30 protein-coding genes are annotated in these 24,195 nt (G+C 58.4%); 16 read left to right on the forward strand and 14 right to left on the reverse strand.

Annotated features, from left to right (window positions below):
- Positions 1–125: 125 nt before the first annotated feature.
- From BKK79_RS39045 to BKK79_RS15635, 6 genes are all read right to left on the reverse strand, one after another.
- Positions 126–899 (reverse strand): ZIP family metal transporter, encoded by a 774-nt coding sequence (locus tag BKK79_RS39045; RefSeq protein ID WP_084084741.1) that lies wholly within the window; start codon positions 897–899, stop codon positions 126–128.
- Positions 900–1,112: 213 nt separating this feature from the next.
- Complete coding sequence (locus BKK79_RS39050) at positions 1,113–2,432, reverse strand: NAD(P)/FAD-dependent oxidoreductase (protein ID WP_084084743.1); 1,320 nt, start codon at positions 2,430–2,432, stop codon at positions 1,113–1,115.
- A gap of 18 nt (positions 2,433–2,450) precedes the next feature.
- A complete protein-coding gene (gene fghA, locus BKK79_RS15625) occupies positions 2,451–3,281 on the reverse strand; it encodes an S-formylglutathione hydrolase (RefSeq protein WP_071038009.1) in 831 nt (276 codons plus the stop codon).
- Between the two features lie 55 nt (positions 3,282–3,336).
- Positions 3,337–4,668 (reverse strand): DUF3422 family protein, encoded by a 1,332-nt coding sequence (locus BKK79_RS15630; RefSeq protein ID WP_071038010.1) that lies wholly within the window; start codon positions 4,666–4,668, stop codon positions 3,337–3,339.
- A gap of 172 nt (positions 4,669–4,840) precedes the next feature.
- Positions 4,841–5,239: a VOC family protein gene (locus BKK79_RS39055; RefSeq protein ID WP_046462314.1), complete on the reverse strand. Its 399-nt coding sequence runs from the start codon at positions 5,237–5,239 to the stop codon at positions 4,841–4,843.
- A 51-nt stretch (positions 5,240–5,290) separates the two neighbouring features.
- Complete coding sequence (locus tag BKK79_RS15635) at positions 5,291–6,400, reverse strand: S-(hydroxymethyl)glutathione dehydrogenase/class III alcohol dehydrogenase (protein ID WP_043387381.1); 1,110 nt, start codon at positions 6,398–6,400, stop codon at positions 5,291–5,293.
- Between the two features lie 118 nt (positions 6,401–6,518).
- Between BKK79_RS15635 and BKK79_RS39060 the strand changes: the two genes are divergently transcribed.
- Entirely contained in the window at positions 6,519–7,589 is a 1,071-nt protein-coding gene (locus BKK79_RS39060) for a LysR family transcriptional regulator (protein WP_232346222.1), read from the forward strand.
- A 161-nt stretch (positions 7,590–7,750) separates the two neighbouring features.
- Here the strand turns inward: BKK79_RS39060 and uvrB are convergent, their stop codons facing one another.
- Complete coding sequence (gene uvrB, locus BKK79_RS15640) at positions 7,751–9,727, reverse strand: excinuclease ABC subunit UvrB (RefSeq protein ID WP_071038011.1); 1,977 nt, start codon at positions 9,725–9,727, stop codon at positions 7,751–7,753.
- A 325-nt stretch (positions 9,728–10,052) separates the two neighbouring features.
- A complete protein-coding gene (locus BKK79_RS39065) occupies positions 10,053–10,274 on the reverse strand; it encodes a DUF488 family protein (RefSeq protein WP_232346223.1) in 222 nt (73 codons plus the stop codon).
- Here BKK79_RS39065 and BKK79_RS15645 point away from each other — a divergent pair.
- The gene (locus BKK79_RS15645) at positions 10,274–11,500 is read left to right on the forward strand and encodes an IS256 family transposase (RefSeq protein WP_034390491.1); all 1,227 of its coding nucleotides are present in this window, start codon (positions 10,274–10,276) and stop codon (positions 11,498–11,500) included. The two genes, BKK79_RS39065 and BKK79_RS15645, sit on opposite strands and share 1 nt — an antisense overlap.
- Here BKK79_RS15645 and BKK79_RS40360 read toward each other — a convergent pair.
- The 5 genes from BKK79_RS40360 to merR form a co-directional block, all read right to left on the reverse strand.
- Complete coding sequence (locus BKK79_RS40360) at positions 11,493–11,804, reverse strand: hypothetical protein (RefSeq protein ID WP_157128428.1); 312 nt, start codon at positions 11,802–11,804, stop codon at positions 11,493–11,495. The two genes, BKK79_RS15645 and BKK79_RS40360, sit on opposite strands and share 8 nt — an antisense overlap.
- Before the next feature lie 250 nt (positions 11,805–12,054).
- Positions 12,055–12,990, reverse strand: coding sequence for a recombinase family protein (locus BKK79_RS15650; RefSeq protein ID WP_442873233.1), 936 nt, complete (start codon positions 12,988–12,990; stop codon positions 12,055–12,057).
- Positions 12,991–12,997: 7 nt separating this feature from the next.
- Complete coding sequence (locus BKK79_RS40365) at positions 12,998–13,357, reverse strand: hypothetical protein (protein ID WP_157128429.1); 360 nt, start codon at positions 13,355–13,357, stop codon at positions 12,998–13,000.
- A complete protein-coding gene (locus tag BKK79_RS15655) occupies positions 13,341–13,646 on the reverse strand; it encodes a hypothetical protein (RefSeq protein ID WP_071038013.1) in 306 nt (101 codons plus the stop codon). Before BKK79_RS15655 ends, BKK79_RS40365 begins: the two co-directional genes overlap by 17 nt.
- 201 nt (positions 13,647–13,847) lie before the next feature.
- Entirely contained in the window at positions 13,848–14,282 is a 435-nt protein-coding gene (gene merR / locus BKK79_RS15660; protein ID WP_005798840.1) for an Hg(II)-responsive transcriptional regulator, read from the reverse strand.
- Between the two features lie 71 nt (positions 14,283–14,353).
- Between merR and merT the strand changes: the two genes are divergently transcribed.
- The 7 genes from merT to BKK79_RS41115 all read left to right on the forward strand — a co-directional run bounded on the left by merT (position 14,354) and on the right by BKK79_RS41115 (position 18,122).
- The gene (gene merT / locus BKK79_RS15665; RefSeq protein ID WP_005798838.1) at positions 14,354–14,704 is read left to right on the forward strand and encodes a mercuric ion transporter MerT; all 351 of its coding nucleotides are present in this window, start codon (positions 14,354–14,356) and stop codon (positions 14,702–14,704) included.
- A gap of 13 nt (positions 14,705–14,717) precedes the next feature.
- Positions 14,718–14,993 carry a mercury resistance system periplasmic binding protein MerP gene (gene merP / locus BKK79_RS15670; protein ID WP_004178136.1) on the forward strand — a complete coding sequence of 92 codons (276 nt, stop codon included), beginning with the start codon at positions 14,718–14,720 and terminating at the stop codon, positions 14,991–14,993.
- 27 nt (positions 14,994–15,020) lie between these two features.
- The gene (gene merC / locus BKK79_RS15675; RefSeq protein ID WP_000522996.1) at positions 15,021–15,446 is read left to right on the forward strand and encodes an organomercurial transporter MerC; all 426 of its coding nucleotides are present in this window, start codon (positions 15,021–15,023) and stop codon (positions 15,444–15,446) included.
- Between the two features lie 38 nt (positions 15,447–15,484).
- Positions 15,485–17,170: a mercury(II) reductase gene (merA, locus tag BKK79_RS15680; RefSeq protein ID WP_071038014.1), complete on the forward strand. Its 1,686-nt coding sequence runs from the start codon at positions 15,485–15,487 to the stop codon at positions 17,168–17,170.
- A gap of 17 nt (positions 17,171–17,187) precedes the next feature.
- Positions 17,188–17,553, forward strand: coding sequence for a mercury resistance co-regulator MerD (gene merD, locus BKK79_RS15685; protein WP_000995361.1), 366 nt, complete (start codon positions 17,188–17,190; stop codon positions 17,551–17,553).
- Positions 17,550–17,786 (forward strand): broad-spectrum mercury transporter MerE, encoded by a 237-nt coding sequence (gene merE / locus BKK79_RS15690; RefSeq protein WP_005413392.1) that lies wholly within the window; start codon positions 17,550–17,552, stop codon positions 17,784–17,786. The genes merD and merE overlap by 4 nt, the downstream gene beginning before the upstream one ends.
- Before the next feature lie 132 nt (positions 17,787–17,918).
- The gene (locus tag BKK79_RS41115; RefSeq protein WP_005413391.1) at positions 17,919–18,122 is read left to right on the forward strand and encodes a DUF3330 domain-containing protein; all 204 of its coding nucleotides are present in this window, start codon (positions 17,919–17,921) and stop codon (positions 18,120–18,122) included.
- A 38-nt stretch (positions 18,123–18,160) separates the two neighbouring features.
- Here BKK79_RS41115 and BKK79_RS15695 read toward each other — a convergent pair whose 3' ends face one another.
- Entirely contained in the window at positions 18,161–18,592 is a 432-nt protein-coding gene (locus BKK79_RS15695) for a recombinase family protein (RefSeq protein WP_071038015.1), read from the reverse strand.
- A 126-nt stretch (positions 18,593–18,718) separates the two neighbouring features.
- Here BKK79_RS15695 and BKK79_RS15700 point away from each other — a divergent pair, with 126 nt between their 5' ends.
- The 7 genes from BKK79_RS15700 to BKK79_RS15730 all read left to right on the forward strand — a co-directional run bounded on the left by BKK79_RS15700 (position 18,719) and on the right by BKK79_RS15730 (position 24,166).
- Positions 18,719–19,681, forward strand: a complete 963-nt coding sequence (locus BKK79_RS15700; RefSeq protein ID WP_005797799.1) for a chromate resistance protein ChrB domain-containing protein — start codon at positions 18,719–18,721, stop codon at positions 19,679–19,681.
- A 56-nt stretch (positions 19,682–19,737) separates the two neighbouring features.
- Entirely contained in the window at positions 19,738–20,934 is a 1,197-nt protein-coding gene (locus tag BKK79_RS15705) for a chromate transporter (protein WP_071038016.1), read from the forward strand.
- A gap of 61 nt (positions 20,935–20,995) precedes the next feature.
- Complete coding sequence (locus tag BKK79_RS15710; protein WP_005797796.1) at positions 20,996–21,904, forward strand: Fe-Mn family superoxide dismutase; 909 nt, start codon at positions 20,996–20,998, stop codon at positions 21,902–21,904.
- Between the two features lie 4 nt (positions 21,905–21,908).
- On the forward strand, positions 21,909–22,367 hold the full coding sequence (locus BKK79_RS15715; RefSeq protein WP_005797792.1) for a chromate resistance protein ChrB domain-containing protein: 459 nt from the start codon (positions 21,909–21,911) through the stop codon (positions 22,365–22,367).
- A 24-nt stretch (positions 22,368–22,391) separates the two neighbouring features.
- Entirely contained in the window at positions 22,392–22,772 is a 381-nt protein-coding gene (locus BKK79_RS15720) for a hypothetical protein (RefSeq protein ID WP_013722014.1), read from the forward strand.
- 72 nt (positions 22,773–22,844) lie between these two features.
- Positions 22,845–23,747: a DUF1259 domain-containing protein gene (locus BKK79_RS15725; RefSeq protein WP_005797786.1), complete on the forward strand. Its 903-nt coding sequence runs from the start codon at positions 22,845–22,847 to the stop codon at positions 23,745–23,747.
- A gap of 59 nt (positions 23,748–23,806) precedes the next feature.
- Entirely contained in the window at positions 23,807–24,166 is a 360-nt protein-coding gene (locus tag BKK79_RS15730) for a hypothetical protein (RefSeq protein WP_013722012.1), read from the forward strand.
- Positions 24,167–24,195: the final 29 nt, after the last annotated feature.

Raw genomic sequence — 24,195 nt, forward strand, 5'->3', positions numbered from 1 at the left:
CTCCCAGGCATTTCAAGAAAATGATTCCGATGGCGCAGGTTCTTGTGTAAGTACGCGTATTTCTTCAAACCCAACATTTGAGTTGACTGGAACCAGCCAGCGACTGCGCTGGATCACCCCTTGGTTCACAAGGCGCTATTGCCATGAGACAGCGAGCTCACTACGGCAACTATCGCGATCCCAAGCAGAAGCCAAGCCACTTGTATCGTGGCGTCCTTCGCCGTTCGGCGTTGCTGCATCCGAGGTATTACGTCTGAGAGCGCCACATAGATAAAGCTGCTCCCAGCCACAGCCATCAAGAATGGTTGCCAATGCTGTAGCTTTGCAAGCAGAAGATATCCACTTACACCTCCTAATGCTGTCATCCCGCCAGCCATGGTGAGTTTCAGAACCGCAGAACCTCGATAACTCCCCTCCCGTAGAACGGCCAGATCACCCATGTGGTGAGGTATCTCATGCGCTAATACTGATGCGGCAGCAATCGCGCCCAATCGAATGTCCACGATGAACATAGAAGCGATCAGAACGCCGTCACCGAAACAATGAACACCATCGCCAATCAGCAATGCCCAACTGGAGCCTCTGTGAGAAGGGCTTGTATGTTCATGGTCGTGCGGGTGATGCCATAGCTCTGCCTTGCCCAAAAGAAAAAAGAAAACCAAGCCCGCCAGAATGACCAAGAAGAGCTCATGCGCATCTACATTGCTTTCAAGCGCTTCAGGCAGCAGATGAGTGAGGCTTGTAGTTAAAAGTGCGCCAGCTGCCAAACCAAGAAAGCCTTGCTGCGCGTAACTAGTCTGTCCATTGCTTGCCCTGGTACGGGCGACCAACAGATAGGCTATCCAGACGCTCCCTATGCCCGCGGCCAGCGTTGCCAGGATGACGATCATCAGTGACATAGATTTTGTACGTAGTTAGTAGGCCAATGGATGTGAAAGAGCAGCTGTCTTGCCTGAATTGCCTGCTGGCTACTTAACTGCGCGGCCTTGCGCGCTGTTTAGAACAACCAGCTGTCTTATCCAGGCTACTGACGATCAACGTCGATTAAGCAAGACGATCAAGAATCCGTACTGCACCCAAACGTGGTCTTGCCTACTCCGGAGCATGGTCCTCTAATCCGAAGGTCCGGATTTACCCAACGCCATAGGCTTAGGGGGGTGGTCCTTGTCCGGGCTTGTCCGAAGGATGATGCGAGAGCCTCGGTAGCCAATGCTGTGGTTCCATACCCAACTCAAGGCAACGCTAAGGCGATTTCGAGTACCAATAAGAAAGTAGATATGCGCGAGTTTCCAAATCCACCATGCAAACGCTCCGCGCAGCTTCACTCGTCCCATGTCAATGACCGCCAGGCTACGGCCTATGGTTGCTAGGTTCCCCTGATGTCGGTATTTAAAGGCACCATCGCTGGGCTTACCCTTCAAGCGTCGCCCAATCAGGCTAGCAACGTACTTGCCTTGCTGTTTTGCTGCTGGTGCAATTCCTGGGACAGGCTTTCCATCAGGCATAGTGCACGAGGCCGTATCGCCGATGGCAAAGATCTCAGGGTATCCCGCCACCGTCAGGTCGGCCCCTACGACAACTCGGCCAGCACGATCAGATGCAGCACCCAACCAGCGGGCTGCAGGAGACGCTTGGACTCCGGCGGCCCAGACGATGGTCTTGGCCGAAAGGGGGTTGCCGCCATACACCACGCCGTCCGCCGAGCATTCGGTGACCGGCGTACCCAGCACGACCTCGACCCCGAGCTTTTCGAGCGCCTGGCGCGTATAGGCCGAAAGATCCTCTGGAAAGACGGACAACAGGCGTTGACCAGCCTCGATCAGTACAACCCGCGACGTGCTTGGATCGATGGAGCGAAAGTCTCGCGCCAGCGTGTCTCGTGCAAGCTCCGCGATGGTGCCCGCCAATTCCACCCCGGTGGGGCCGCCACCGATGATGACGAAGGTCTGCAACGCAGCGCGTCGTTGCGGATCGCTCGTGCGCTCGGCTTCTTCGAATGCAGCGAGAATTCGGCCTCGGATGGTCGTGGCATCCTCAAGAGTTTTCAGGCCTGGGGCAAAAGGCTCCCATTCGTCATGCCCGAAATAAGCGTGGGTCGCGCCTGTAGCGAGCACGAGCGTGTCATAGGGCTGGCGCGATCCATTGCTGAGAATGACTTCACGTGCGTCAGTGTCTACACCTTCCACTTCGGCCATCAACGTGTTCACTTCCGGCCGATTGCGGAAGAGATAGCGTATAGGCCAAGCGATCTCCGAGGTAGATAGGGACGCCCCTGCGACTTGGTAAAGCAATGGCTGGAACAGATGATGATTGCGCCGATCAATGATCGTCACATCGACCTCGGTGCCAGCTAGCTCGTTGGCAACTTCGATCCCACCGAAGCCTGCCCCAATGATGACGACGTGATGTCGGTCTGTAGAGGTCCTTAACATGATCTGATCTCCTCTTAGTCAGCGGTTCAACGCTGACGCATGGTGTGCCATGTGTTCGCCGATGAAGCTGGCAATGAAGTAGTAGCTGTGGTCGTGGCCCGGCCGCAGGTTCAATGTCAGCGGATGCCCCGTTTCTTCACACACTTTGCGCAGCAGTTCGGGACGCAATTGACTTTCAATGAACTCATCGTTCAAGCCCTGGTCTACCAGTAACGGCAAACGTTCCCGTGCGGTACGGATCAATTCCACCGAGTCGTATTGCTTCCATGCCTCCTGATCACCGCCCAGGTAGGCTCCAAAGGCCTTTTGTCCCCAGGGCACTTGAGTGGGAGCCACGATGGGGGAGAAGGCAGATACGCTGCGATAACGGCCAGGATTGCGCAGGGCGATGACTAGAGCCCCATGTCCACCCATGGAATGGCCACTGATGCCGCGTTCCGTCGTTACAGGAAACTGCGCCTCGATACGTGCAGGCAACTCATGCACCACGTAGTCATACATCCGATAGTTCGCCGCCCAGGGCTCCTGTGTCGCATTGACATAGAAGCCTGCCCCTTGCCCGAGGTCATAGGCCGCATCGTTGGCAACACCTTCACCGCGAGGACTAGTATCCGGTGCGACAACGGCAATGCCATACTCAGCAGCGAAGCGCTGGACAGCGGACTTGGTGATGAAGTTTTGCTCCGTACAGGTGAGGCCCGATAGCCAGTAAAGCACCGGCACTTTGCCGTGCTGCGCCTGTGGAGGCAGATAGACACCGACCTTCATCGTGCAACCGAGTGTCGTCGATGCGTGCTGATAGACGTCCTGCCAGCCTTCAGAGCTGGCGTGATGTTCAATGCGTTCCATGTTGTTTCCAATATTCATAACTGCGCAGCCATTGCGCACCAAGACAGCTGCGCTGTCAGGAGGATTTCACTTCTGCTGCCGGGTCGCCGTGGGCGTGCCTAATCCTGCGGACCGTCCACCAGATGGCCAGCATCACCACAGGCACCAGGACAGCCGTTACTGGCGCAACCACGTCGTGAATGACGGGAATGCCTTTGAGCAGATAGCCCAGCAGACTCACGACGTAATAAGAAATTGCCGCGACCGACAGACCTTCAACCGTTTGCTGAAGGCGCAGCTGCATCTTGGCCCGGTCATTCATCGACGCGAGTAGGTCCCGATTTTGTCGTTCGAGCTCAACGTCTATCCAGGAACGCAGTAGCGAAATGGATCGATTCAACTTGTCTGAGAGCTTTGCCTGGCGCTCCTTTACGGACTGGCAGGTCCGCATCGCTGGAGCGATGCGACGCTGTAGAAAATCTGCCCATGTGCAGTAACCGGACACTGCCTCTTCCGAAAGAGAAGCCAGTCTTTCCTCGACGATCTCGTAGTAAGCACGGCTTGCGCCAAAACGATAGAGGTTTGCCGCAACACCGGCTTCCAGTTCCGCAGCTAGGCGAGTCAATTCGGCCAGCAAAACGTCACTGTCCCTCCGTCCGGCCAAACTGGTGCACATCTCGTCTGTGATGGCTGCCAGTCTTGACTCCATGCGTCGAAGTTCGTGCGTCATCGAACGAGTCAACGGAAGGGATAACAATGCCAACGTCCGATAAGTCTCTATCTCCAACAGACGTTGAGAAAGTGCTCCAGCACGCGCAGGATTCAAATCTCGAGCGAGTATGAGAATGTGCGTTAGACCATCCTCATCCTGACGAAAGTCGGTCAAGACAGCGGCAGAGCCATTCTCCACCAGCGAGTAGCACAAGCTGGCTGGATCAAAGCGCTCAGCTTCCTTCTCAGTTTCCGAAGTCCATGGAAGTAGCCTCAAGCTAATGCCGGACACCACCGGACCGGGAGGAACAAATCCGTGCTTGAAGGGGTTTGCACCGCATGGCTCACCACTCTCAGCATCCAGCGCTGCGCACCAGAGGTACGTAGAAAATTCAGTGTGTTTTTCGCAGTGCAGATCTCCCTCGTCCCATGTCAATCCGTGAAGAGGAGTGGCATGATCGGGCTCTGCAACGCCGAAGCGATGAGACAGCTCACTCATCGCAGCTTGGTCCTTTGCAGCGTCGCCTTCGGTCATGAAGGCGAACTGCAATATGCCCCGAGGGGCTTCTATCAGCAGATGTGGGCGCGCATGCACTTCACCGACCGCAGCATCACGATCGGCATAAGCTGGCATGCCATACACGGTGGCGGTGTGAGTGGGTTCTGCGGTCGCATTGACGTTTGCTGGATCTTTCATACCGACCTCATCTCTCATAGTTTGAAAATCACCACGCTTCACATTTATTGCCCAGGACCAAGCACAAGGTGCGTGGCCATGGGCCAGTCTTCAGATGCTTCATGCTCTGGGATTTGGCCGGTACCGGCGCTACAAGTAGACCCAGTACCGGCTTTGTCAGAGCTATTTCAGCTTAGATGAAGGTGTAAGAGCAGACCTTGTTGCCAGCGGGATCGCGCAGATACGCCGCATAAGCGCCAGGCAGATGTCCGCGAGGACCAGGTTGACCCTCGTCAGTGCCACCAGCTGCAAGGCCGGCTGCATGGAAAGCATCCACTTCAGCAGGAGAGGCAGCTGCGAAGCCTACTGTCACGCCATTGCTGGAGGGAGCTTCGCCATTGCCGGGGCGGGCAATGATGAAGGCTGGCTTTTCGCGGCCATAGAGTACCCAGCCATTGCCGAAAGGACCGAGGTTATTGATGCCGAGAGCACCCAGCGCTGCATCGTAAAACGCGGCCGACTTTTGAACATCGGCTGCACCGATAAAGACGTGGGAGAAAATGCCGTCACCGGAGATAACAGGAGTAGACATGGAAGTTTTCCTTGATATTTGCTGTTGAAAAGATCGTTATTGATCCGTGGGTTAGTAATGAATCACGGTACGAATCGACTTGCCTTCATGCATCAGGTCGAAGGCTTTGTTGATGTCGTCCAGACCCATGGTGTGGGTGACGAACGGGGCGAGATCAATCTCACCTTTCATCGCGTCCTCCACCATGCCGGGAAGTTGGGTGCGTCCCTTGACGCCACCAAAAGCGGAGCCCTTCCAGGTACGACCAGTGACCAACTGGAATGGGCGGGTCGAGATTTCCTTGCCGGCACCTGCCACGCCGATGACGATCGATTGGCCCCAGCCACGGTGGGCTGCTTCCAATGCGGAACGCATCACATTGACGTTGCCAATGCACTCGAAAGTGTGATCAACCCCCCAGCCAGTCATTTCGATAAGCACTTCGTGAATTGGCTTCTCGAAGTCTTTCGGGTTGATGCATTCGGTCGCCCCGAAGGTACGAGCCAGCTCAAACTTGGCAGGATTCGTGTCGATGGCGATGATGCGACCCGCTTTGGCTTGGCGTGCCCCCTGAATAGCTGCCAGACCAATACCGCCCAAGCCGAAGATAGCGACGGAATCACCTGGCTGCACCTTGGCCGTGTTGTGCACAGCGCCGATGCCGGTGGTAACACCGCAACCGAGCAAGCAGACATGCTCCGGATTCGCGTCCGGGTTGATTTTGGCCAGCGAGACTTCGGCGACGACTGTGTATTCGCTGAAGGTCGAGCAGCCCATGTAGTGATAAAGCGGCTGACCGTTGTACGAAAAACGGGTCGTACCATCGGGCATCAGGCCCTTGCCCTGTGTGGCGCGAACGGCGACGCACAGGTTGGTCTTCCCCGACTTGCAGAACAGGCACTCGCCGCATTCGGCTGTATAGAGCGGGATGACATGATCGCCAGGCTTCACGCTGGTGACACCTTCACCCACCTCCACGACGATGCCCGCGCCTTCATGACCCAACACGACCGGGAAGAGTCCTTCGGGGTCATCGCCCGACAGGGTGAAAGCGTCGGTATGGCAAACGCCAGTGTTCGTGATCTTGATGAGCACCTCGCCCTTACGCGGCGGCTCAACGTCGATCTCGACGATTTCCAGAGGCTTACCAGGCCCGAAGGCCACTGCTGCACGTGATTTCATGATGTTGTTTCCTTTACTAACTAAATTTGACGTCAGCGATGATGAATATTGAGCACATCAAGCGCCGCCAAGAACGCAACTGGCTTCGCGATCGCTGCAGTGCAAGGTGCCGTAGTAGGTGGTGATCTATGCCGAAGTATTCATGCGCGGTTCCTGTGGAGTTGCTCTGGAATCGAAGTATGTGATTTCGCAAAACTCTTGTATATGGAATTGTTTCGATTTATTAATTCCAATTTCTGGAATAATAAACACGCAGTGGAACCGACCAGGTGAGGCGCTCGTCATGAACAAGGAAATTGAACTGCTGCGTATCTTTCGAGTGGCGGCCGAAAGCAGCAGTTTTCGCGATGCGGCCGTCCGGCTCAGTACTTCCCCGCAAGGCGTTACACGCGCCATCCAGCAACTGGAGCAACACTACGGCGAGGTGTTGTTTCATAGAAGCACGCGCCAGGTACGCATCAGTGCGTTTGGTGAAGGTTTGTTAGACCAGGTGCGCCCCGCATTGGAGCGGTTCGAGGAACTCTGGCGAGTTCCTGGGCGTGACGAACAGACATCCCTCTCTGGCACGGTTCGCATCACGGCACCGCTCAGCTTAGGCACCCGGGCGGTTCTGCCTGCACTGGAGCGCGTGGCCGCGCGTCATCCCGCAATCACACTGGATGTCCGTCTGTCCGATCGCATCAGCAATACGGTTGAAGAAGGGATTGACGTTGGCGTCAGGCTCGGATTTATGCGCGATAGCCGCTTCGTCGCGCGAAAGGCCGCCGACATGAAATTTCCAATCGTTGCCGCACCGCATTTGATTAGAAAAGTTGGCGTACCTGACACCATTGATGCCCTCAGCAGACTGCCGACCACTGCGTCTATGGATCTCAATACCGGCCGCCCCTGGCCTTGGTATTTCAAAGCGGGACGCCAGTGGACACCCATTGCTGCCGCAATCGTCGTCGACAATGCCGACATGGAATTGGGGGCGGCGTTGGCAGGCATCGCCTTTGCACAACTGCCAGACTACGTAGTCGCCCCATACATTGCCAGCGGAAAGCTCGTGCGCGTGCTGGAGAAAGAAGAATCTTCAGCATGGGGTTTGTACGTTTATCGGCCGCAGCGCGGCCCGGTCTCGGGAAGAGTTCGGGCGGTATTTGATGAAATGCTGGCTGCCGTTAAATCGTTGCCGGCATTGAGGTGACACGCGACCAAGCGTCGTAGGGCATCAGCTTCGGAAAGCAAAGCACCGAGCCTTGGTGGCTCATTACGTATGCCCGAATTGTTAGTCGACCTTCTGCTCGCTTAAACTAGATGCAGATCGGTCGACCGTACAACTTAGTTGCTATTAAAGCCGGCTAAAGATTAGATATAAATGAATTGCCGGTACAAAACATCCAATTGACTACGGATTTCTTCCACGTGTTGCTCGTCACCAGCGTCGGTAAATTCGAGTAGTAATTGTTCCTTGGCAGTGATTTGGTCGCAAAGGTCGGACAAACTCTTGCAGAAAGCCTCGGAGTGAACTGTGGGTTCCTCCGCATTCGTCTCTTTTCCTGCCAGCTTTCGCACAGAAGAGGTCGGAGAGATTCCGTTTTCTTCGTTAAAGGCAATTTGAAGTTCCCTGCGCCGATTTGTCTCATCAATTGCTTGCTGCATCGCAGGAGTCATCGCATCCGCATACAAGATCGCTTTTCCGTTCTCATTCCGGGCGACTCGGCCTATCATCTGAATGAGCGCCTGGGCCGACCTCAGGAAGCCCGCACGGTCCGCATCGAGAATGGCTACCAATGACGCCTCGGGGATATCCAGCCCCTCGCGCAAAAGGCTCACGCCGATCAGAACATCAAACTCCCCAGCGCGCAGGCCATTGATGATTTCAACACGATCCTCCGCCTTGATGTCCGAATGCATGTAGCGCGCTCGGATTCCGCTGTCCGTCAAGAAATCCGTCAACTCTTCCGCGCCGACCTTTGTCAGCGTGGTCACGAGCACGCGGTCTTTTCTCTTCACGCACGTCGATATTTCGGCAAGCAGATCGTTCATGCGCCCGTCCGCCTTTCGCACCTCCACCTTGGGATCAAGCAGCCCTGTGGGCCGGATGATCTGCTCGACAACCCGGCCTTTCGATACCCTCAACTCGTATTCACCAGGAGTGGCCGAAACAAAGATGGTCTGTGGCTTGACCTTCTCGAATTCGCCAAAGTTCAATGGCCGGTTGTTCTTCGATGAAGGCAAACGGAACCCGTAATCGATCAACGTATCCTTGCGTGCCTGATCCCCCCGGTACATTGCGGATATCTGCGGCACCATGACGTGGGATTCATCAACGAACAGGAGCCCGTCTTTCGGCAGGTAATCCAGCAAGGTGATCGGAGGCGCAGCCGAGTCCCGGTCACTGAAGTAGCAGGAATAATTCTCCATCCCCGAGCAGTAGCCAAGCTCCCGCATCATCTCTACGTCGTTTGTGATCCGCTCGTACAGACGGTTGGCCTCGACCAAGCGATTGTCCCTGTTTAGTTGGGCAACGCGCTCTTCCATTTCAGCGAGAATCTTCTCGGACGCGGATTCGATCTTGTTCGTAGGTGTCGCGAAAAGCGTCTTTGGAGAAACCAAGTAGTGGTCAATTTTCCCCAGTGTTTTACCCGTAACAGGGTCTAGCCATTGAACAGACTCAACAGAGTCGTCCAGCAGTTCCACCCGAACCGCCCTGTGTTCTGAATCGGCAGGGAAAATATCAATCACCTCACCTCGAACTCGGAACGTTGCACGCTTGAGGGTGCGCTCAGTACGCTCATATTGCAGTAGAACCAGGCGACGAATCAGCTCCCGCTGATTTAGGTTGGCCCCAGGGGACAGAGCCATCTGCAGCGCTCGGTATGCATCTGGATCACCCAGGCCGTAGATTGAAGAAACCGAAGCAACGACAATCACGTCGCGGCGCTCAATCAAGGATTTGGTCGTGGATAGACGCAGACGCTCAAGATGATCATTGATCGCCGAGTCCTTTTGAATGAAGCGATCACTGCCCGGTATATAGACCTCGGGCTGGAAATAGTCATAGTAGGAAACAAAATACTCGACCGCATTTTCTGGGAAGAAATGCTTCATTTCACTATAAAGCTGCGCGGTCAATGTCTTGTTAGGAGCCAAGATCAATGTAGGCCGCTTCAGACGATGGATCACATTGGCCATCGTAAAGGTCTTGCCTGAGCCAGTGATCCCCTTCAGCGTTTGGTGTGTCGCACCTTCTTCTAGGTCAGATAGCAGGCGCGCTATCGCTTCTGGCTGGTCCCCCGCCGGCGTATAGTTGGAGTGCAGTATGAACATACCGGTTGACATGGAACATCTCCTAATTGAAGCACTTCAACTTGGCCTGATGCGTCAGCTATTTCAGAAGACCTATAGCAGTGCCAAACCGAGACGCGAATGGCGGTGATCCGGACGAGCCCCATGTGGGCCTAGGCGTCGCTCATGATAGCCCACACATGGGTCGATCTCCTAGTGCATCCTAGGAGTGCCACGACATTTGCGAGCAGCTTTCTGAGAGCTGTCTGTACCTGGGGCTGCATGCCTCATGAACCGTCGAGATCGAGCTGTGATTGGAGGCCCCGAGCTTGATGCGAAATGTGTGATGTACTTCCATTCACGATACGTGCCTTCGGCCCTAAAGATGCACGATTTCGACATTCGACCACTTGCCAGCAAGGTACTCGGCCACAAGTCTCCGATGGCAGTGATGGGGCCTGTCTTCGCTGCAAAGCAGGCAACTATTGTTAAGTTTTTCTTTATCAATTGATTCAATTTTTCTGGAGGACAGAGGGTGTGCAGAATTTTGTGTAAACGGACAATCAACCGCCGGCGCAAGCCGGCCTGTCCGTAAGCACAATGAGCACCAAGAAACACGACGTACCCGAAGAACTGCTGTCTGGCCTGCTGGCCAACTACAAGAAGCCCGAAGACCTCATCGGCGAGAACGGCCTGCTCAAGCAGTTGACCAAGCTGCTGGTGGAGCGAGCCCTAGACGCCGAACTGACCGAGCATCTGGGCCACGAACGCAACGAAGCGGTAGCCAACACCACTGGCAACACCCGCAATGGCAAGAGCAAGAAGACCCTCAAGGGCGATTTCGGCGAGTTGCCCATCGAGGTGCCACGTGACCGCCATGGCAGCTTCGAGCCCCAGCTCATCCCCAAGCACCAGACCCGCTGGGCCGGCTTCGACGACAAAATCATCTCGCTGTACGCCCGCGGCATGACGGTGCGCGAGATACAGGCCCACCTGGAGGAGATGTACGGCACCGAGGTCTCGCCCAGCCTGATTTCCTCGGTGACCGACGCCGTGGCCGATGAGGTCAAGACCTGGCAAGCCCGCCCGCTCGATGCAATCTACCCCATCGTCTATCTGGACTGCATCCATGTGAAGGTGCGCGAGGGCGCTGTGCGGGTCAAGGCGGTGTACTTGGCCATCGGCATCACCATGACGGGTGACAAGGAGGTGCTGGGCCTGTGGCTGGCGCAAACCGAGGGTGCCAAGTTCTGGCTGCAGGTCGTCACCGAACTTCGCAACCGGGGCGTGCAGGACATCTTCATCGCCTGCGTCGACGGGCTTAAAGGCTTCCCCGACGCCATTGAGGCGGTATTCCCCAAGGCGGTGGTGCAACTGTGCATCGTGCACATGGTGCGCCACAGCCTGAACTACGTCTCGTGGAAGCGTCGCAAAGAAGTGGCCGCCGACCTGCGACGCATCTACACGGCAACCACCGCCGAGGAGGCCGAGCTGATGCTCGGTGAATTCGAGGCCCGCTGGGATGCCGAGTACCAACCCATCGGCCAGTCCTGGCGCAGGAACTGGAGCCGGCTGATTCCGTTCTTTGACTACCCACCCGAAATCCGCAAGGTCATCTACACCACCAACGCCATCGAGTCGGTCAACATGAGCCTGAGGAAGCTGACCAAGAACCGGGGCTCGTTCCCCAGTGACGAAGCGCTGACCAAACTGTTCTATCTGGCCCTGCGCAACATCAGTCAGAAGTGGACCATGCCCATCCGGGATTGGAAGGCTGCGCTGACCCGCTTTACCATTCAGTTCGGAGACCGCATCTCCGTCAATTGAAGTCCGAACCGTTTACACAAAAATTCGGACACGCCCAGATGACCTTGCCACTGTCAACATAAGAGCCGAAAACTTGGATGTTCACCGCCTCGCTTTGCAGCGGGCCTGGCCCTTGTTCCCTCCCTAAATTGACTGCAGCGGTGCGCAGCAATGGCAGCAATTGCCTTTTCACAAAGGCAATGCGGGCCTCTTCGCCTCGTTTACTTGCTGCGACATAAGCCTTACTGATAGGCACTGCAAAAGGCCTTGTTGCCTCATAGCGAATAGGTGCATAGGCGCTGCGTCTGTTGATCTTGATTTGCATATTCGGTGTCCCTATGAGCCCAATTTTTTTCATCATCTGTGGCAAAGCACAGTATTTTTTTCACCATCCATGGCATTTGTGCAGATTCCACTTTATATGGACACCCGTTCCAATATTTCGTGGACAGCGAACCAATTTAACTGGAATCTGCAGCATTTGCTTGTTGACCAGTGCCACACAAGATGAAAAAAGCCTTATGAATCAAGCAGGCGGCTTTTCATGAGTCGTGGCACCTGTCAAAAATTTTTCGCTACTCGGTCTTCTTCTTGTGCTCGGCCCATACCCGCTTGACCTGAGCTGTGCTGCTCTCCGTCATGTCTGCGGTCTTCTGGATGCTGTAGCCAGCCAGGCGCAGGGCAACAATCCGCGCATGTTGTGCCTGGTTGGGCTGGCGGCCTTTGTAGCGGCCTGCACTCTTGGCCAGCTCGATCCCCTGGGCCTGCCGCTCTCGGCGTGTCTCGTACTCTTCCCGCGCGATCTGCAGCGCCATGCGCAGCAACATCCCTTGCAAGGCCTCCAGAACGATTTTGGCCGTCCCCTGGGCGTCGGTCGCCAGCTCCGACAGGTCAAACACGCCAGGCACGGCTAGGCGCGCGCCTTTGGCCTGAATGGTATGGATCAGCTTTTCGGCGTCGGCCAACGGCAAGCGGCTGATACGGTCGATGCGCTCCGATATGACTACTTCACCGGCCTGCAGATCGGCAACCATGCGCAGCAGCTCGGGCCGGTCTGCGCGGGCTCCTGATGCCTTCTCGCGGTACACCCCGGCCACGTAGTACCCGCTGGCTTTCGCCTGCAAGACGATGGCCTCTTGCCGCTCTAAATCCTGGGCTTCTGTGCTCACCCGCAGGTAAACGCGGGCAATCTTCTGGAGAGATTGCGGGGCCTTGGCCATGGTTCTTTTTTTCGCCCCCCTGGCGGCGGCGGGTTGGTGGTGGTTGGCCTTCCAAGCCTCTTCGCATTCACGCGAACAGCAGCCGCCATGCTTTAGCGCCAATGATGGCGAGTCCTCGTAGAAGGCCACAGGCTTGCCGCAGCCGTTCGCACAGCTCTTATGCTTGTCTAGCCATGCCAGCTGCGCAGCCTGGCGCTCTCGGCGCTTCTGTGCCTGCCCTTGGGCCTTCTTCTTATCTTCCGGTGTTTTGGGGTCGTATGGCCCCCATCGGCCAGTCAGTTTTTCGGACATGCAGCCCCTACCTTGCAAGCAAGTAAAACCCAATCGCTGCGATGGCACCGGCAATGGCGCTACCTATTGCGCGGAAATACAGGGCATCAACATAGAAGCGATGAAAGCCGCCCGCTATGCGCCTGGTAAAGATCAGCAATCCAATGGCATACAAGAGCCCTGCAAGCCCAGCTGGAGCCGCATTTAACAGGGTATCGCTCAATGCATGAATGAGTGGTTCATTCGTGCCTGGCACAAGCCGCACATAGATGGCCACAGACACAAACGCACCAATAGCAAGCAGAAAGTTTCCCAGCATCATGCGGCGGCAAAGCACTTGCCACTGCACTTTTTGAGGCTCTGAGAGGGGTTCAGTTATCGGCAGCATGTTGGCCTCTCCACTTGCGAATAACGAGTAGCAGGACTGCCAGCAAAACCCCATCGACTACCCAAATCAACCCCCAAGGGATTGATTGCAAGAATGCTGTTGCTGGGCCTGCGCTGCCTTCCGGCGCATCAAGCGCTTGCACCATCACCCATGCCAAGCCAGAAACCATGCCGACTAGCGCAAGCATGTCTTTCATGCTGTCGATATAGCTCTGCTGCAGCATCTTGCGTATCAGCCATATCACGCCAATGACAACAAACCCCGAGGCCAAACCATAGAAGAGCGCCATACGTTCCTTTCATAGATACATAGGGTATAGACAAAAGAGCCATGCTCCCCGGCATAGCTCTTTGAATGAATCTGCAATGTATATGTCATTTTCAGAAGGCGATAGCACGAATTATCAAAAGTCGGCCGCACGGTTTTTTCTGACGGTTGACGTCACCTCAGAAAACGGAAAATAAAGCACGCTTAGGCGTAGTTCCCTTGGCTACACCGCGTCGGTACTGCGCGGTTCTTTCTTCCCTTGCAGTGAAGCAATCAGCGGGCAAGAAACATTCCCCTGCCGCAGGTGGCAGGCACACACAAGTTCGGAAAGCACCGACTCCATACGCGCCAAGTCAGTCATTTTTTCGCGCACGTCCTTGAGCTTGTGCTCGGCCAGACTACTGGCTTCCTCGCAATGGGTGCCATCCTCCAGCCGCAGCAGTTCGGCTATTTCATCCAGACTGAAGCCCAGCCGCTGGGCTGATTTCACGAACCGCACCCGCGTTACATCCGCCTCGCCATAGCGGCGGATGCTGCCGTAAGGCTTGTCCGGCTCCGGCAACAAGCCCTTGCGCTGATAGAACCGGATGGTCTCTACGTTGACCCCGGCCGCCTTGGCGAAAACGCCGATGGTCAGATTTTCCAAATTGTTTTCCATATTGCTTGACTCCGTACATGACTACGGAAGTAAGGTTACGCTATCCAATTTAAATTCGAAAGGACACGCGCATGTCTGAACCACAAAACGGGCGCGGGGCGCTCTTCGCCGGCGGGCTGGCTGCCATCCTCGCCTCGGCCTGCTGCCTGGGGCCGCTGGTTCTGGTCACCTTGGGGTTCAGCGGCGCTTGGATCGGCAACCTGACGGTATTGGAGCCGTATCGGCCGATCTTCATCGGCGCGGCGCTGGTTGCACTGTTCTTTGCCTGGCGGCGCATCGTCCGACCGACCGCAGCCTGCAAGCCGGGCGAGGTGTGCGCGATTCCGCAAGTGCGCACCACCTACAAGCTCATTTTCTGGTTCGTCGCCGTGTTGGTCTTGGTCGCGCTTGGTTTTCCCTACGTCATGCCATTTTTCTACTAATCAGGAGTTCATCATGAAAAAGCTGTTTGCCTCCCTCGCTCTCGCCGCTTTCGTTGCCCCCGTGTTCGCCGCCACTCAGACCGTCACGCTGTCCGTGCCTGGCATGACCTGCGCCTCTTGCCCGATCACTGTCAAGCACGCGCTTTCCAAGGTTGAGGGCGTGAGCAAGACCGACGTAAGTTTCGACAAGCGCCAGGCCGTCGTCACCTTCGACGATGCCAAGACCAACGTCCAGAAGTTGACCAAGGCGACCGAGGACGCGGGCTATCCGTCCAGCCTCAAACGCTGATCCGTTAACCGAACTCGGGAGCGACACATGGGACTCATCACGCGCATCGCTGGCAAAACCGGCGCGCTCGGCAGCGTCGTTTCCGCGATGGGCTGCGCCGCCTGTTTTCCTGCCATCGCCAGCTTTGGCGCGGCCATCGGACTGGGCTTCTTGAGCCAGTACGAGGGGCTATTCATTGGCATCCTGCTGCCGATGTTCGCCGGCATCGCGTTACTCGCCAATGCTATCGCTTGGCTCAATCATCGACAGTGGCGACGCACGGCGCTCGGCACGATAGGCCCGATCTTGGTGCTGGCAGCGGTGTTTTTAATGCGGGCTTACGGCTGGCAGAGCGGTGGACTGCTCTATGTCGGCCTGGCCTTGATGGTTGGGGTGTCGGTCTGGGATTTCATCTCGCCAGCACATCGCCGCTGCGGGCCGGACAGCTGTGAATTGCCAGAACAACGTGGCTGACGGCAACAGCCGTAGCCACCACAGAAAAGGAAAAATACATGACCACCCTGAAAATCACCGGGATGACCTGCGACTCGTGCGCGGCTCACGTCAAGGAAGCCTTGGAGAAAGTGCCCGGCGTGCAATCGGCGCTGGTGTCCTATCCGAAGGGCGCAGCGCAACTCGCCATTGAGGCGGGCACGTCATCGGATGCGCTGACTACCGCCGTGGCCGGACTGGGCTACGAGGCAACGCTTGCCGATGCGCCACCGACGGACAACCGCGCCGGCCTGCTCGACAAGATGCGCGGCTGGATAGGGGCCGCTGATAAGCCCAGTGGCAACGAACGCCCGTTGCAGGTCGTCGTCATTGGTAGCGGTGGCGCGGCAATGGCGGCAGCACTGAAGGCCGTCGAGCAAGGCGCGCACGTCTCGCTGATCGAGCGCGGCACCATCGGCGGCACCTGCGTCAATGTCGGCTGTGTGCCGTCCAAGATCATGATCCGCGCCGCCCACATCGCCCATCTGCGCCGGGAAAGCCCGTTCGATGGCGGTATTGCGGCAACTGTGCCTACGATTGACCGCAGCAAACTACTGGCCCAGCAGCAGGCCCGCGTCGACGAACTGCGGCACGCCAAGTACGAAGGCATTCTGGACGGCAACCCGGCCATCACCGTTGTACATGGTGAGGCGCGTTTCAAGGATGAGCAGAGCCTGGTCGTCCGTTTAAACGATGGTGGCGAGCGCGTGGTAGCTTTCGACCGCTGCTTAGTCGCCACGGGTGCCAGCCCGGCCGTGCCGCCGATTCCGGGCCTGAAAGAGTCACCCTACTGGACTTCCACCGAGGCCCTGGTCAGCGACACCCTTCCCGAACGCCTAGCCGTGATCGGCTCGTCGGTGGTCGCGCTGGAACTGGCGCAAGCCTTCGCCCGGCTGGGCAGCCAGGTCACGATCCTAGCTCGCAACACGCTGTTCTTCCGCGACGACCCGTCCATCGGCGAGGCCGTCACAGCGGCCTTCCGTGCCGAAGGGATCAAGGTACTGGAACACACGCAAGCCAGCCAGGTCGCGCATGTGAACGGCGAATTCGTGCTGACCACAGGACACGGTGAAGTACGTGCCGACAAGCTGCTGGTCGCTACCGGACGGACACCGAACACGCGCAGCCTGGCACTCGACGCGGCGGGAGTCACCGTCAATGCGCAGGGTGCCATCGTCATCGACAAGGGCATGCGCACCAGCACGCCACACATTTACGCGGCCGGCGACTGCACGGACCAGCCACAATTCGTCTATGTGGCGGCAGCGGCCGGCACCCGTGCCGCGATCAACATGACCGGAGGGGATGCTGCCATCAATCTAACCGCGATGCCGGCCGTGGTGTTCACCGATCCGCAAGTAGCAACCGTGGGCTACAGCGAAGCGGAAGCGCATCACGACGGGATCGAAACCGACAGTCGCACGCTCACGCTCGACAACGTGCCGCGTGCGCTTGCCAACTTCGACACACGCGGCTTCATCAAGTTGGTTATCGAGGAAGGCAGCCATCGGCTGATCGGCGTACAGGCGGTCGCCCCGGAAGCCGGCGAATTGATCCAGACGGCTGTTCTCGCCATTCGCAACCGCATGACGGTGCAGGAACTGGCCGACCAGTTGTTCCCCTACCTGACGATGGTCGAGGGGTTGAAGCTCGCGGCGCAGACCTTCAGCAAGGACGTGAAGCAGCTTTCGTGTTGTGCCGGATGAGGAAAAGGAGGTGTTCGATGAACGCCTACACGGTGTCCCGGCTGGCTCTTGATGCCGGGGTGAGTGTGCATATCGTGCGCGATTACCTGCTGCGTGGATTGCTGCGGCCAGTCGCCTGCACCACGGGTGGCTACGGCCTGTTCGATGACGCCGCCTTGCAGCGACTGTGCTTCGTGCGGGCCGCCTTCGAGGCGGGCATCGGCCTCGGCGCATTGGCGCGGCTGTGCCGGGCGCTGGATGCGGCGAACTGCGATGAAACTGCCGCGCAGCTTGCTGTGCTGCGTCAGTTCGTCGAACGCCGGCGCGAAGCGTTGGCCAATCTGGAAGTGCAGTTGGCCGCCATGCCGACCGCGCCGGCACAGCATGCGGAGAGTTTGCCATGAACAGCCCCGAGCGCATGCCGGCCGAGACGCACAAACCGTTCACCGGCTACCTGTGGGGCACGCTGGCCGTGCTGACTTGCCCCTGCCACCTGTCCATCCTCGCTGCCGTGCTGGCCGGCACAACCGCCGGTGCATTCCTTGTCGAGTATTGGGTCATCACGGCGCTCGGTTTGACCGGCCTGTTTCTTCTGTCACTGGCGCGGGCGTTGCGGGCATTCAGGGAAAGATCATGAGCGCTTCCCGGCCGGATGGATGGACTACGGCGGAGGGCCCAAGCGTTCGAGCGCGGGCAAGGCTTTCTGTTCGCAAAGCCGATGCCGGCGGCGGCATTCGCCGTCTTCGTCAGTCAATGGAGGGGTGCCACCATGAATGCAAATGATCCGACCGCCACCAGTTGCTGCGTGTGCTGCAAGGAAATTCCGCTCGATGCCGCCTTCACACCGGAAGGCGCGGAGTACGTCGAGCACTTCTGCGGGCTGGAGTGTTATCAACGTTTCCAGGCGCGGGCCAGCACTGCGACCGAAACGAGCGGCGAACCGAACGCTTGCGGTTCGCCGCCGTCAAATTGAGACAAACCACGCTTTCGCTACGTCGCCTCATGTCGGCATCAAATTCGGCTGAGTAGCTTCTCGCCATCTGGACGTAGCTCGCCCTTGGGTGAAATATGCCGATACAGGGTCTGCCGCGTGATGCCAAGTTCCTGGCACAGGTCGCCGACCTTGGTCTCTGACTGCCCCATTGCCGCCATCGCCAGCCGCAGCTTGGCGGCGGTCATCTTGAACGGCCGGCCGCCTTTCCGGCCGCGTGCCCGTGCTGAGGCCAGGCCCGCCACGGTGCGCTCGGCGATCAACTCGCGCTCGAACTCGGCCAGCGCGGCGAAGATACCGAAGACCAGCTTGCCGGCGGCGGTCGTGGTGTCAATGGCCGCGCCGTGCCCGGTCAGCACCTTGAGGCCGATGCCGCGTCCGGTCAGGTCATGGACGGTATTGATCAGATGGCGCAGGTCGCGCCCGAGCCGATCCAGTTTCCAAACGACCAACGTGTCGCCTGGCCGTAGTGCCTGTTGGCGCCGACAGGGGTGCAAATCTTCTGAACCCAGTAGTTACTGTTTTGTAGAGATCGCTACATCATTGCAACGACCGTGACAGGGATTTAAGCTGTTGCCATGACTCTCACCTCCGACTCTTGGCTGACCCTCATCGTCAGCCTCCCCTCCGCGAGCGCCACGGCACGCATGCGGATTTGGCGCGCCGTCAAGGCGCTCGGCTGTGCCGCCTTGCGCGACGGCGCCTACCTACTGCCCGCTCAGGCCGAACAGGCTGCGCAGCTACAAATGCTGGCCGATGAAGCGCTGCAGGAAGGTGGCCAAGCCTGGCTGCTGCAGGTACAAGCCCTTGACCTGGCTGAGCAGGCCACCTTTCAGGCGCTGTTCGACCGGACGGCCGATTACACCCCCTGGCTGGAGGAACTGGCGCAAGCACGCCAGACGCTTTCCGCTCTGAGCGCAGCCGAACTCCAGCGTACACAGCGCAAGCATGCGCGTGCCTATGAGGTCATCCGCAAAATCGACTTCTTTCCCGGCGAGACGTCGATCCGCGCCGACGCCCAGTGGCGCGATTTCGCCAACGCCCTCGAATCTATGCAGTCACCCGGCGAGCCGCAGCCTATGGCCGGCCGCATTGCTCGGCGTGATCGCATGCAGTACCAGGGGCGAGTCTGGGCCACACGCCGCCATCTCTGGGTGGACCGCGTGGCGAGTGCCTGGCTGATCCAGCGTTTTATCGACCCTCACGCGCGCTTCCTGTGGCTGAACACCGCAGCAGACTGCCCGTCCGATGCGCTGGGTTTCGATTTCGACGGCGCGACTTTCTCGCACGTGGGCGAGCGGGTGACGTTCGAGGTACTGCTGGCGAGCTTCGGCCTGGAGGACGATCGGGGTCTCTCGCGCCTGGGAGCCATGGTGCATGCGCTCGACGTGGGTGGCGCGACCACACCCGAGGCCAGCGGCTTCGAGGCCGTGCTGGCCGGCGCACGCAAGCGCTGGCCGGACGACGACGCGCTGCTGGTCGACATCGGCGGCGTGCTGGATTCGCTCCATGCCCATTTCTCCAGTAGTCGCAAAACGTGACGACCCACCTCAGATCACTTCTTTAACTCAGATCACTTTTTTAGGAACGAATCTTCATGAACGAGACCACTTCAGCTGCAGCCATCAGCAGTGCGGCGCCTCGCAGCTATACGCTGTGGCAATTGATTGCTTATTTCTTACGGCTCGGAGCACTGGGCTTCGGCGGACCCGTAGCCCTGGCCGGCTACATGGATCGCGACTTGGTGGAACGGCGCCAATGGTTCACCGAGGCAGACTACAAGGAAGGGCTGGCCTTGGCGCAGCTCGCGCCAGGACCGTTAGCCGCGCAGTTGGCCATCTACCTGGGCTTTGTTCACTACAGCTTCCTAGGGGCCACCCTGGTGGGCCTCGCTTTTGTGCTGCCCTCGTTTCTGATGGTGATCGGACTGGGTTGGGCCTATACGCATTTCGGCGGTCTGGGTTGGATGCAGGCCGTGTTTTATGGCGTGAGTTCCGCTGTCATTGGGATCATTGCTATCAGCACCTGGAAGCTCTCTACCAAGAACATCGGCAAAGACAAACTGCAATGGGCCATCTTTGCAGTAGCGGCGGCGGTGACGATCATCACCCAATCCGAGGAACTGTGGCTGTTCCTGGGCGCAGGCGTTCTCGTGTGGTTGTTGCGCGCGCCGCCGAAATTTATTAAGCCGTCCAGCACGCTGCACAGCAGTGCTATTCCTTTGCTGGCCTTGCTTGGCTTGTCCAACGTCGACTGGACCAAGCTGTGGCAGATCACCAAGTATTTCTTCTACGCGGGCAGTTTTGTTTTTGGTAGCGGCCTAGCTATCGTCCCGTTTCTGTACAGCGGAGTGGTCAAGGAGTACGGATGGTTGACCGATCACCAGTTCCTTGACGCTGTCGCAGTCGCCATGATCACTCCCGGTCCTGTCGTCATCACTACCGGGTTCATCGGCTTTCTGGTCGCGGACTTCTGGGGCGCGGTTGCTGCGGCGCTGGCAACCTTCCTGCCGTGCTATCTCTTCACAGTCCTGCCAGCCCCGTACTTCAAGAAATATGGAAAGAAACCGGGAATCGTGGCATTCGTCGATGGCGTGACGGCAGCCGCCATCGGATCGTTGGCCGGAGCCGTGGTAGTTATCGGGGTGCGCTCGATCAAGGACGTTCCCACGGCGCTACTCGCCCTGGGGACTGCTGCCTTGCTTTGGAAATTCAAGAAGTTGCCGGAGCCGATCGTTGTCGCTGCCGCGGCACTGATTGGGCTGGTCGTCTACCCGCTGGTGACCCGCAGCTGAATAGAAGCGAGAGGAGTCCACGCCTTAACCCATGACTTGCCACATTTCTAGGAACACTCCAATGGATTTACAACTACGCCCCCTTACCATCAACCTCGCTGCCCTCAACGGGCTGTCCGAGAAACTCATCCTCAGCCATCACGCGAATAACTACACCGGCGCAGTCAAGCGCCTGGATGCTATTCGCCAGCAACTGGCGCACCTGGATTGGCCGACCGCTCCGGTCTTCATGATCAATGGCCTGAAGCGCGAAGAGCTGATCGCCGCCAATTCCGCTTGGCTCCACGAGCTGTACTTCGACACGCTGGGAGGCGACGGTGCATTGCCGGACTCCGGCCTGGCAGTTGCCTTGGCCCGCGACTTTGGCAGCGTTGACCGCTGGCGCACGGAATTCTCCGCACTGGCCAAGGCCATGGGCGGCGGCTCGGGGTGGGCGCTGCTGTCATGGTCCACACGCGAGGCGCGGCTGATCAACCATTGGGCGGCAGACCATACGAACCTGCTGGCCGGCGCCACACCGCTGCTGGCACTGGACATGTACGAGCACGCCTACCACATGGATTTCGGTGCCAAGGCGGCCGCGTATGTTGACGCCTTCATGCAAAACATCCGCTGGAATGCCGTGATGCAGCGCTACGCTGCCGCCGTCGAGGCTGATGCACTGCCCTGGTCGGCCGCACCAGAGGAAGTCGGCGGTGACCTCCAACTGATCGACGTGCGACGCACGGCAGGCTACGCACAAGCGCCTGATCGCATCGCCGGGGCCATTCGGCGCGATCCCGTGCAGTTGGCAAATTGGAGCCGTGAAATCGATACCTCTAAACCCGTCCTTGTGTATTGCGTGCACGGCCATGAAGTCAGCCAGTCGGTGGCGCTCGCGCTACGAGCGCATGGCCTCGACGCACGCTTCGTGGCCGGAGGCATCGAAGCCTGTCGCGCTGCTGGCGTGACATTTGAAGCAAAGGAGTAGCACCATGAAGTGGATTACACGCGAACGCCCCAAGATCGACCGCATCGCCTGTCCCTGGCTGGTTGCGCGCTTCATCGACCAGCAGGCGGAATTTCTCTATGTGCCGGCCAGCGAGGTGCTGAAAACCGCCAACGCTACCGGCGCCATCCCCTACGACATCCCGAATGTCGAACTAAGCCATGTGGGCGAGCTGTGCAGTTTCGATTCCTTCCTGTCGAAGTACCACCTGGACGACCCAGCGCTGCGCCAGTTGGCCGAGATCGTGCGCGGTGCCGACACCTCCCGGCTCGACCTGACGCCGCAATCAGCAGGGCTCTATGCGCTCTCGCTCGGGCTGTCGCACAACTTTAGCGACGACCACGAAATGCTCCAGCACGGCATGGTGATGTACGACGCCCTCTATGCGTGGTGCCGCGCATGCCAGGCCGAGACACACAACTGGCCGCCGGTCATGCCAGCCTGATCCGCCCAACTGAAAATGCACCAAATGTCCGCAATCCCCCGTCTTGCCTTCGCCACACTCATTCAGTCCCTGAGCCTGGTGGCGGCATCGGCAGCGCCCGGCCCCAGCGAACTCACCGGCGCGCAGATCAAGACAGTCTTCGTCGGCAATGTCATATCCGAAGGCGCGCACTGGTCCGCTTACCTCCTTCCCGATGGACGCACGAAGTCCATTGAACTGGGGCGGCCGCACCAGGGGCATTGGAAGATCGTGGGCAAGGAATTGTGCGTAAGCATCAGCACGGGTGTAGAGCCCGAATGCTGGACGGTACTGCGCAAAGGCAAGGCCTATCTGCTGCGCGCCCACGGCCAAGACCTCTACGAGGTCACTCCGGAACCTCTGTCGTCGAAATACCCGTTCGATTGACCGGCACCTGCCTCGATTACCCGCTCCGGCCAGCCCCCGGAGCTGCATCCCGCCAACTACCAAGGAAACTCCATGCTGCGTCTAACCCTCTCCACACTGGCCCTGGCCGCGGGCCTGCTCACTACAGGCGCCCCGGCCATGGCCCAGGCCATCGACACCGCTGCCATCGAAACGGCCACCGGCCTCAAGGGCAGCTACAACCAGGCGGAAAACGTCTTCAAGGTCAGCAAGCCACGCGACGACGTGAAGATCAATGTCGATCGCTGGACCATGCCACCGTTCATGGGGCTCACCTCCTGGGCCGCGTTCACGCCAATGGGCTCGTCCACCATGATGATGGGCGATACGGTGCTGTTCGAGGATGAAGTCAACCCGGCGATGAGCGTCGCGCTGGACAACGGCCTGGAAGTGACTGCGCTGCACAACCACTTCTTCTTCGACCAACCCAAGGTCTTCTTCATGCACATCGGCGGCATGGGGGATGCACGCAAGCTCGCCACAGGCGTGAAGGCGGTGTACGACCGCATCGCGCAGGTGCGCGCCGCCCAAGGCACGCCGGCCAGCAGCTTCGCGGGCGACATCGCATCGCCAAGCCATGTCACTGCTGCGCCCATCGAGGAGATTCTGGGCAGCAAGGCGCAGGTCAAGGATGGCATGGTGAAAGTAACCCTTGGCCGCACAGCCAAGATGCATGGAACCACCGTCGGCAATGAAATGGGCATCAATACCTGGGCGGCCTTTGCTGGCGACGATGAGCATGCGGTAGTCGATGGCGACTTCGCCATGCATGAAAACGAACTGCAGACGGTCCTGAAAACCATGCGTGGCCAGAGCATCAACATCGTGGCAATCCACCAGCACATGACCTACGAGGAACCGCGCTACGTCTTTCTGCACTACTGGGGAAAGGGCAAGGCCGTGGATCTGGCTCAGTCAGTGAAGAAGGCGCTGGATGCGCAGAAGGCGGCGAAGTGACAAAGAAGACCTTCAGCTCGGTTACGCAACGCCTCTCAACAAGCTCTACCCGGCACCTCATGCGCTTCATCATCGCCGGGGCCATGTTTCCCGCACTTGCCGCAACCGCCAGGGAGGTGCCGCTGACCGGCCCGCAGATTCGTGCGACCATCAGCGGCAAGTATGTGACCGATGAACGCCATTGGGGGCACAAGTATTTCGCGGACGGGCGCGTCGAGCGATCGGAGAACGGCCGCCAGCGGTCTGCGCGCTGGTCCGTCAAAGGCAATCAGCTATGCCTGCTGCAGCCGGAAATCAGCAAGGACGAACCGATCTGCTACAGCGTCCTGCGCGACGGACAGGAGCTGCAGTACAAGGACGATGCGCAGTTCGTGGTGTATAGGGGGCTGGTGCGGCCCATGCCCAAACGAGAGCCGTGAACGGGGGCGCGAATGGCTAGGGATTGCAT

Source organism: Cupriavidus sp. USMAA2-4, from assembly GCF_001854305.1.
In the GTDB taxonomy this organism is placed as follows: domain Bacteria; phylum Pseudomonadota; class Gammaproteobacteria; order Burkholderiales; family Burkholderiaceae; genus Cupriavidus; species Cupriavidus malaysiensis.

Coding starts and splice junctions, on each gene's coding strand:
- BKK79_RS15635 (WP_043387381.1), bottom strand. CDS start 6,400: ATGAAATCACGTGCAGCAGTGGCCTTCGGGCCTGGTAAGCCTCTGGAA.
- merT (WP_005798838.1), top strand. CDS start 14,354: ATGTCTGAACCACAAAACGGGCGCGGGGCGCTCTTCGCCGGCGGGCTG.
- BKK79_RS15725 (WP_005797786.1), top strand. CDS start 22,845: ATGCTGCGTCTAACCCTCTCCACACTGGCCCTGGCCGCGGGCCTGCTC.
- BKK79_RS15715 (WP_005797792.1), top strand. CDS start 21,909: ATGAAGTGGATTACACGCGAACGCCCCAAGATCGACCGCATCGCCTGT.
- merD (WP_000995361.1), top strand. CDS start 17,188: ATGAACGCCTACACGGTGTCCCGGCTGGCTCTTGATGCCGGGGTGAGT.
- BKK79_RS15700 (WP_005797799.1), top strand. CDS start 18,719: ATGACTCTCACCTCCGACTCTTGGCTGACCCTCATCGTCAGCCTCCCC.
- BKK79_RS15645 (WP_034390491.1), top strand. CDS start 10,274: ATGAGCACCAAGAAACACGACGTACCCGAAGAACTGCTGTCTGGCCTG.
- merA (WP_071038014.1), top strand. CDS start 15,485: ATGACCACCCTGAAAATCACCGGGATGACCTGCGACTCGTGCGCGGCT.
- BKK79_RS15630 (WP_071038010.1), bottom strand. CDS start 4,668: ATGAAAGATCCAGCAAACGTCAATGCGACCGCAGAACCCACTCACACC.
- merP (WP_004178136.1), top strand. CDS start 14,718: ATGAAAAAGCTGTTTGCCTCCCTCGCTCTCGCCGCTTTCGTTGCCCCC.
- BKK79_RS15730 (WP_013722012.1), top strand. CDS start 23,807: ATGCGCTTCATCATCGCCGGGGCCATGTTTCCCGCACTTGCCGCAACC.
- merC (WP_000522996.1), top strand. CDS start 15,021: ATGGGACTCATCACGCGCATCGCTGGCAAAACCGGCGCGCTCGGCAGC.
- BKK79_RS41115 (WP_005413391.1), top strand. CDS start 17,919: ATGAATGCAAATGATCCGACCGCCACCAGTTGCTGCGTGTGCTGCAAG.
- uvrB (WP_071038011.1), bottom strand. CDS start 9,727: ATGTCAACCGGTATGTTCATACTGCACTCCAACTATACGCCGGCGGGG.
- BKK79_RS15710 (WP_005797796.1), top strand. CDS start 20,996: ATGGATTTACAACTACGCCCCCTTACCATCAACCTCGCTGCCCTCAAC.
- BKK79_RS15650 (WP_442873233.1), bottom strand. CDS start 12,990: ATGTCCGAAAAACTGACTGGCCGATGGGGGCCATACGACCCCAAAACA.
- BKK79_RS39050 (WP_084084743.1), bottom strand. CDS start 2,432: ATGTTAAGGACCTCTACAGACCGACATCACGTCGTCATCATTGGGGCA.
- BKK79_RS40365 (WP_157128429.1), bottom strand. CDS start 13,357: ATGCTGCCGATAACTGAACCCCTCTCAGAGCCTCAAAAAGTGCAGTGG.
- fghA (WP_071038009.1), bottom strand. CDS start 3,281: ATGGAACGCATTGAACATCACGCCAGCTCTGAAGGCTGGCAGGACGTC.
- BKK79_RS40360 (WP_157128428.1), bottom strand. CDS start 11,804: ATGCAAATCAAGATCAACAGACGCAGCGCCTATGCACCTATTCGCTAT.
- merR (WP_005798840.1), bottom strand. CDS start 14,282: ATGGAAAACAATTTGGAAAATCTGACCATCGGCGTTTTCGCCAAGGCG.
- merE (WP_005413392.1), top strand. CDS start 17,550: ATGAACAGCCCCGAGCGCATGCCGGCCGAGACGCACAAACCGTTCACC.
- BKK79_RS15720 (WP_013722014.1), top strand. CDS start 22,392: ATGTCCGCAATCCCCCGTCTTGCCTTCGCCACACTCATTCAGTCCCTG.
- BKK79_RS39055 (WP_046462314.1), bottom strand. CDS start 5,239: ATGTCTACTCCTGTTATCTCCGGTGACGGCATTTTCTCCCACGTCTTT.
- BKK79_RS15655 (WP_071038013.1), bottom strand. CDS start 13,646: ATGGCGCTCTTCTATGGTTTGGCCTCGGGGTTTGTTGTCATTGGCGTG.
- BKK79_RS39045 (WP_084084741.1), bottom strand. CDS start 899: ATGTCACTGATGATCGTCATCCTGGCAACGCTGGCCGCGGGCATAGGG.
- BKK79_RS15705 (WP_071038016.1), top strand. CDS start 19,738: ATGAACGAGACCACTTCAGCTGCAGCCATCAGCAGTGCGGCGCCTCGC.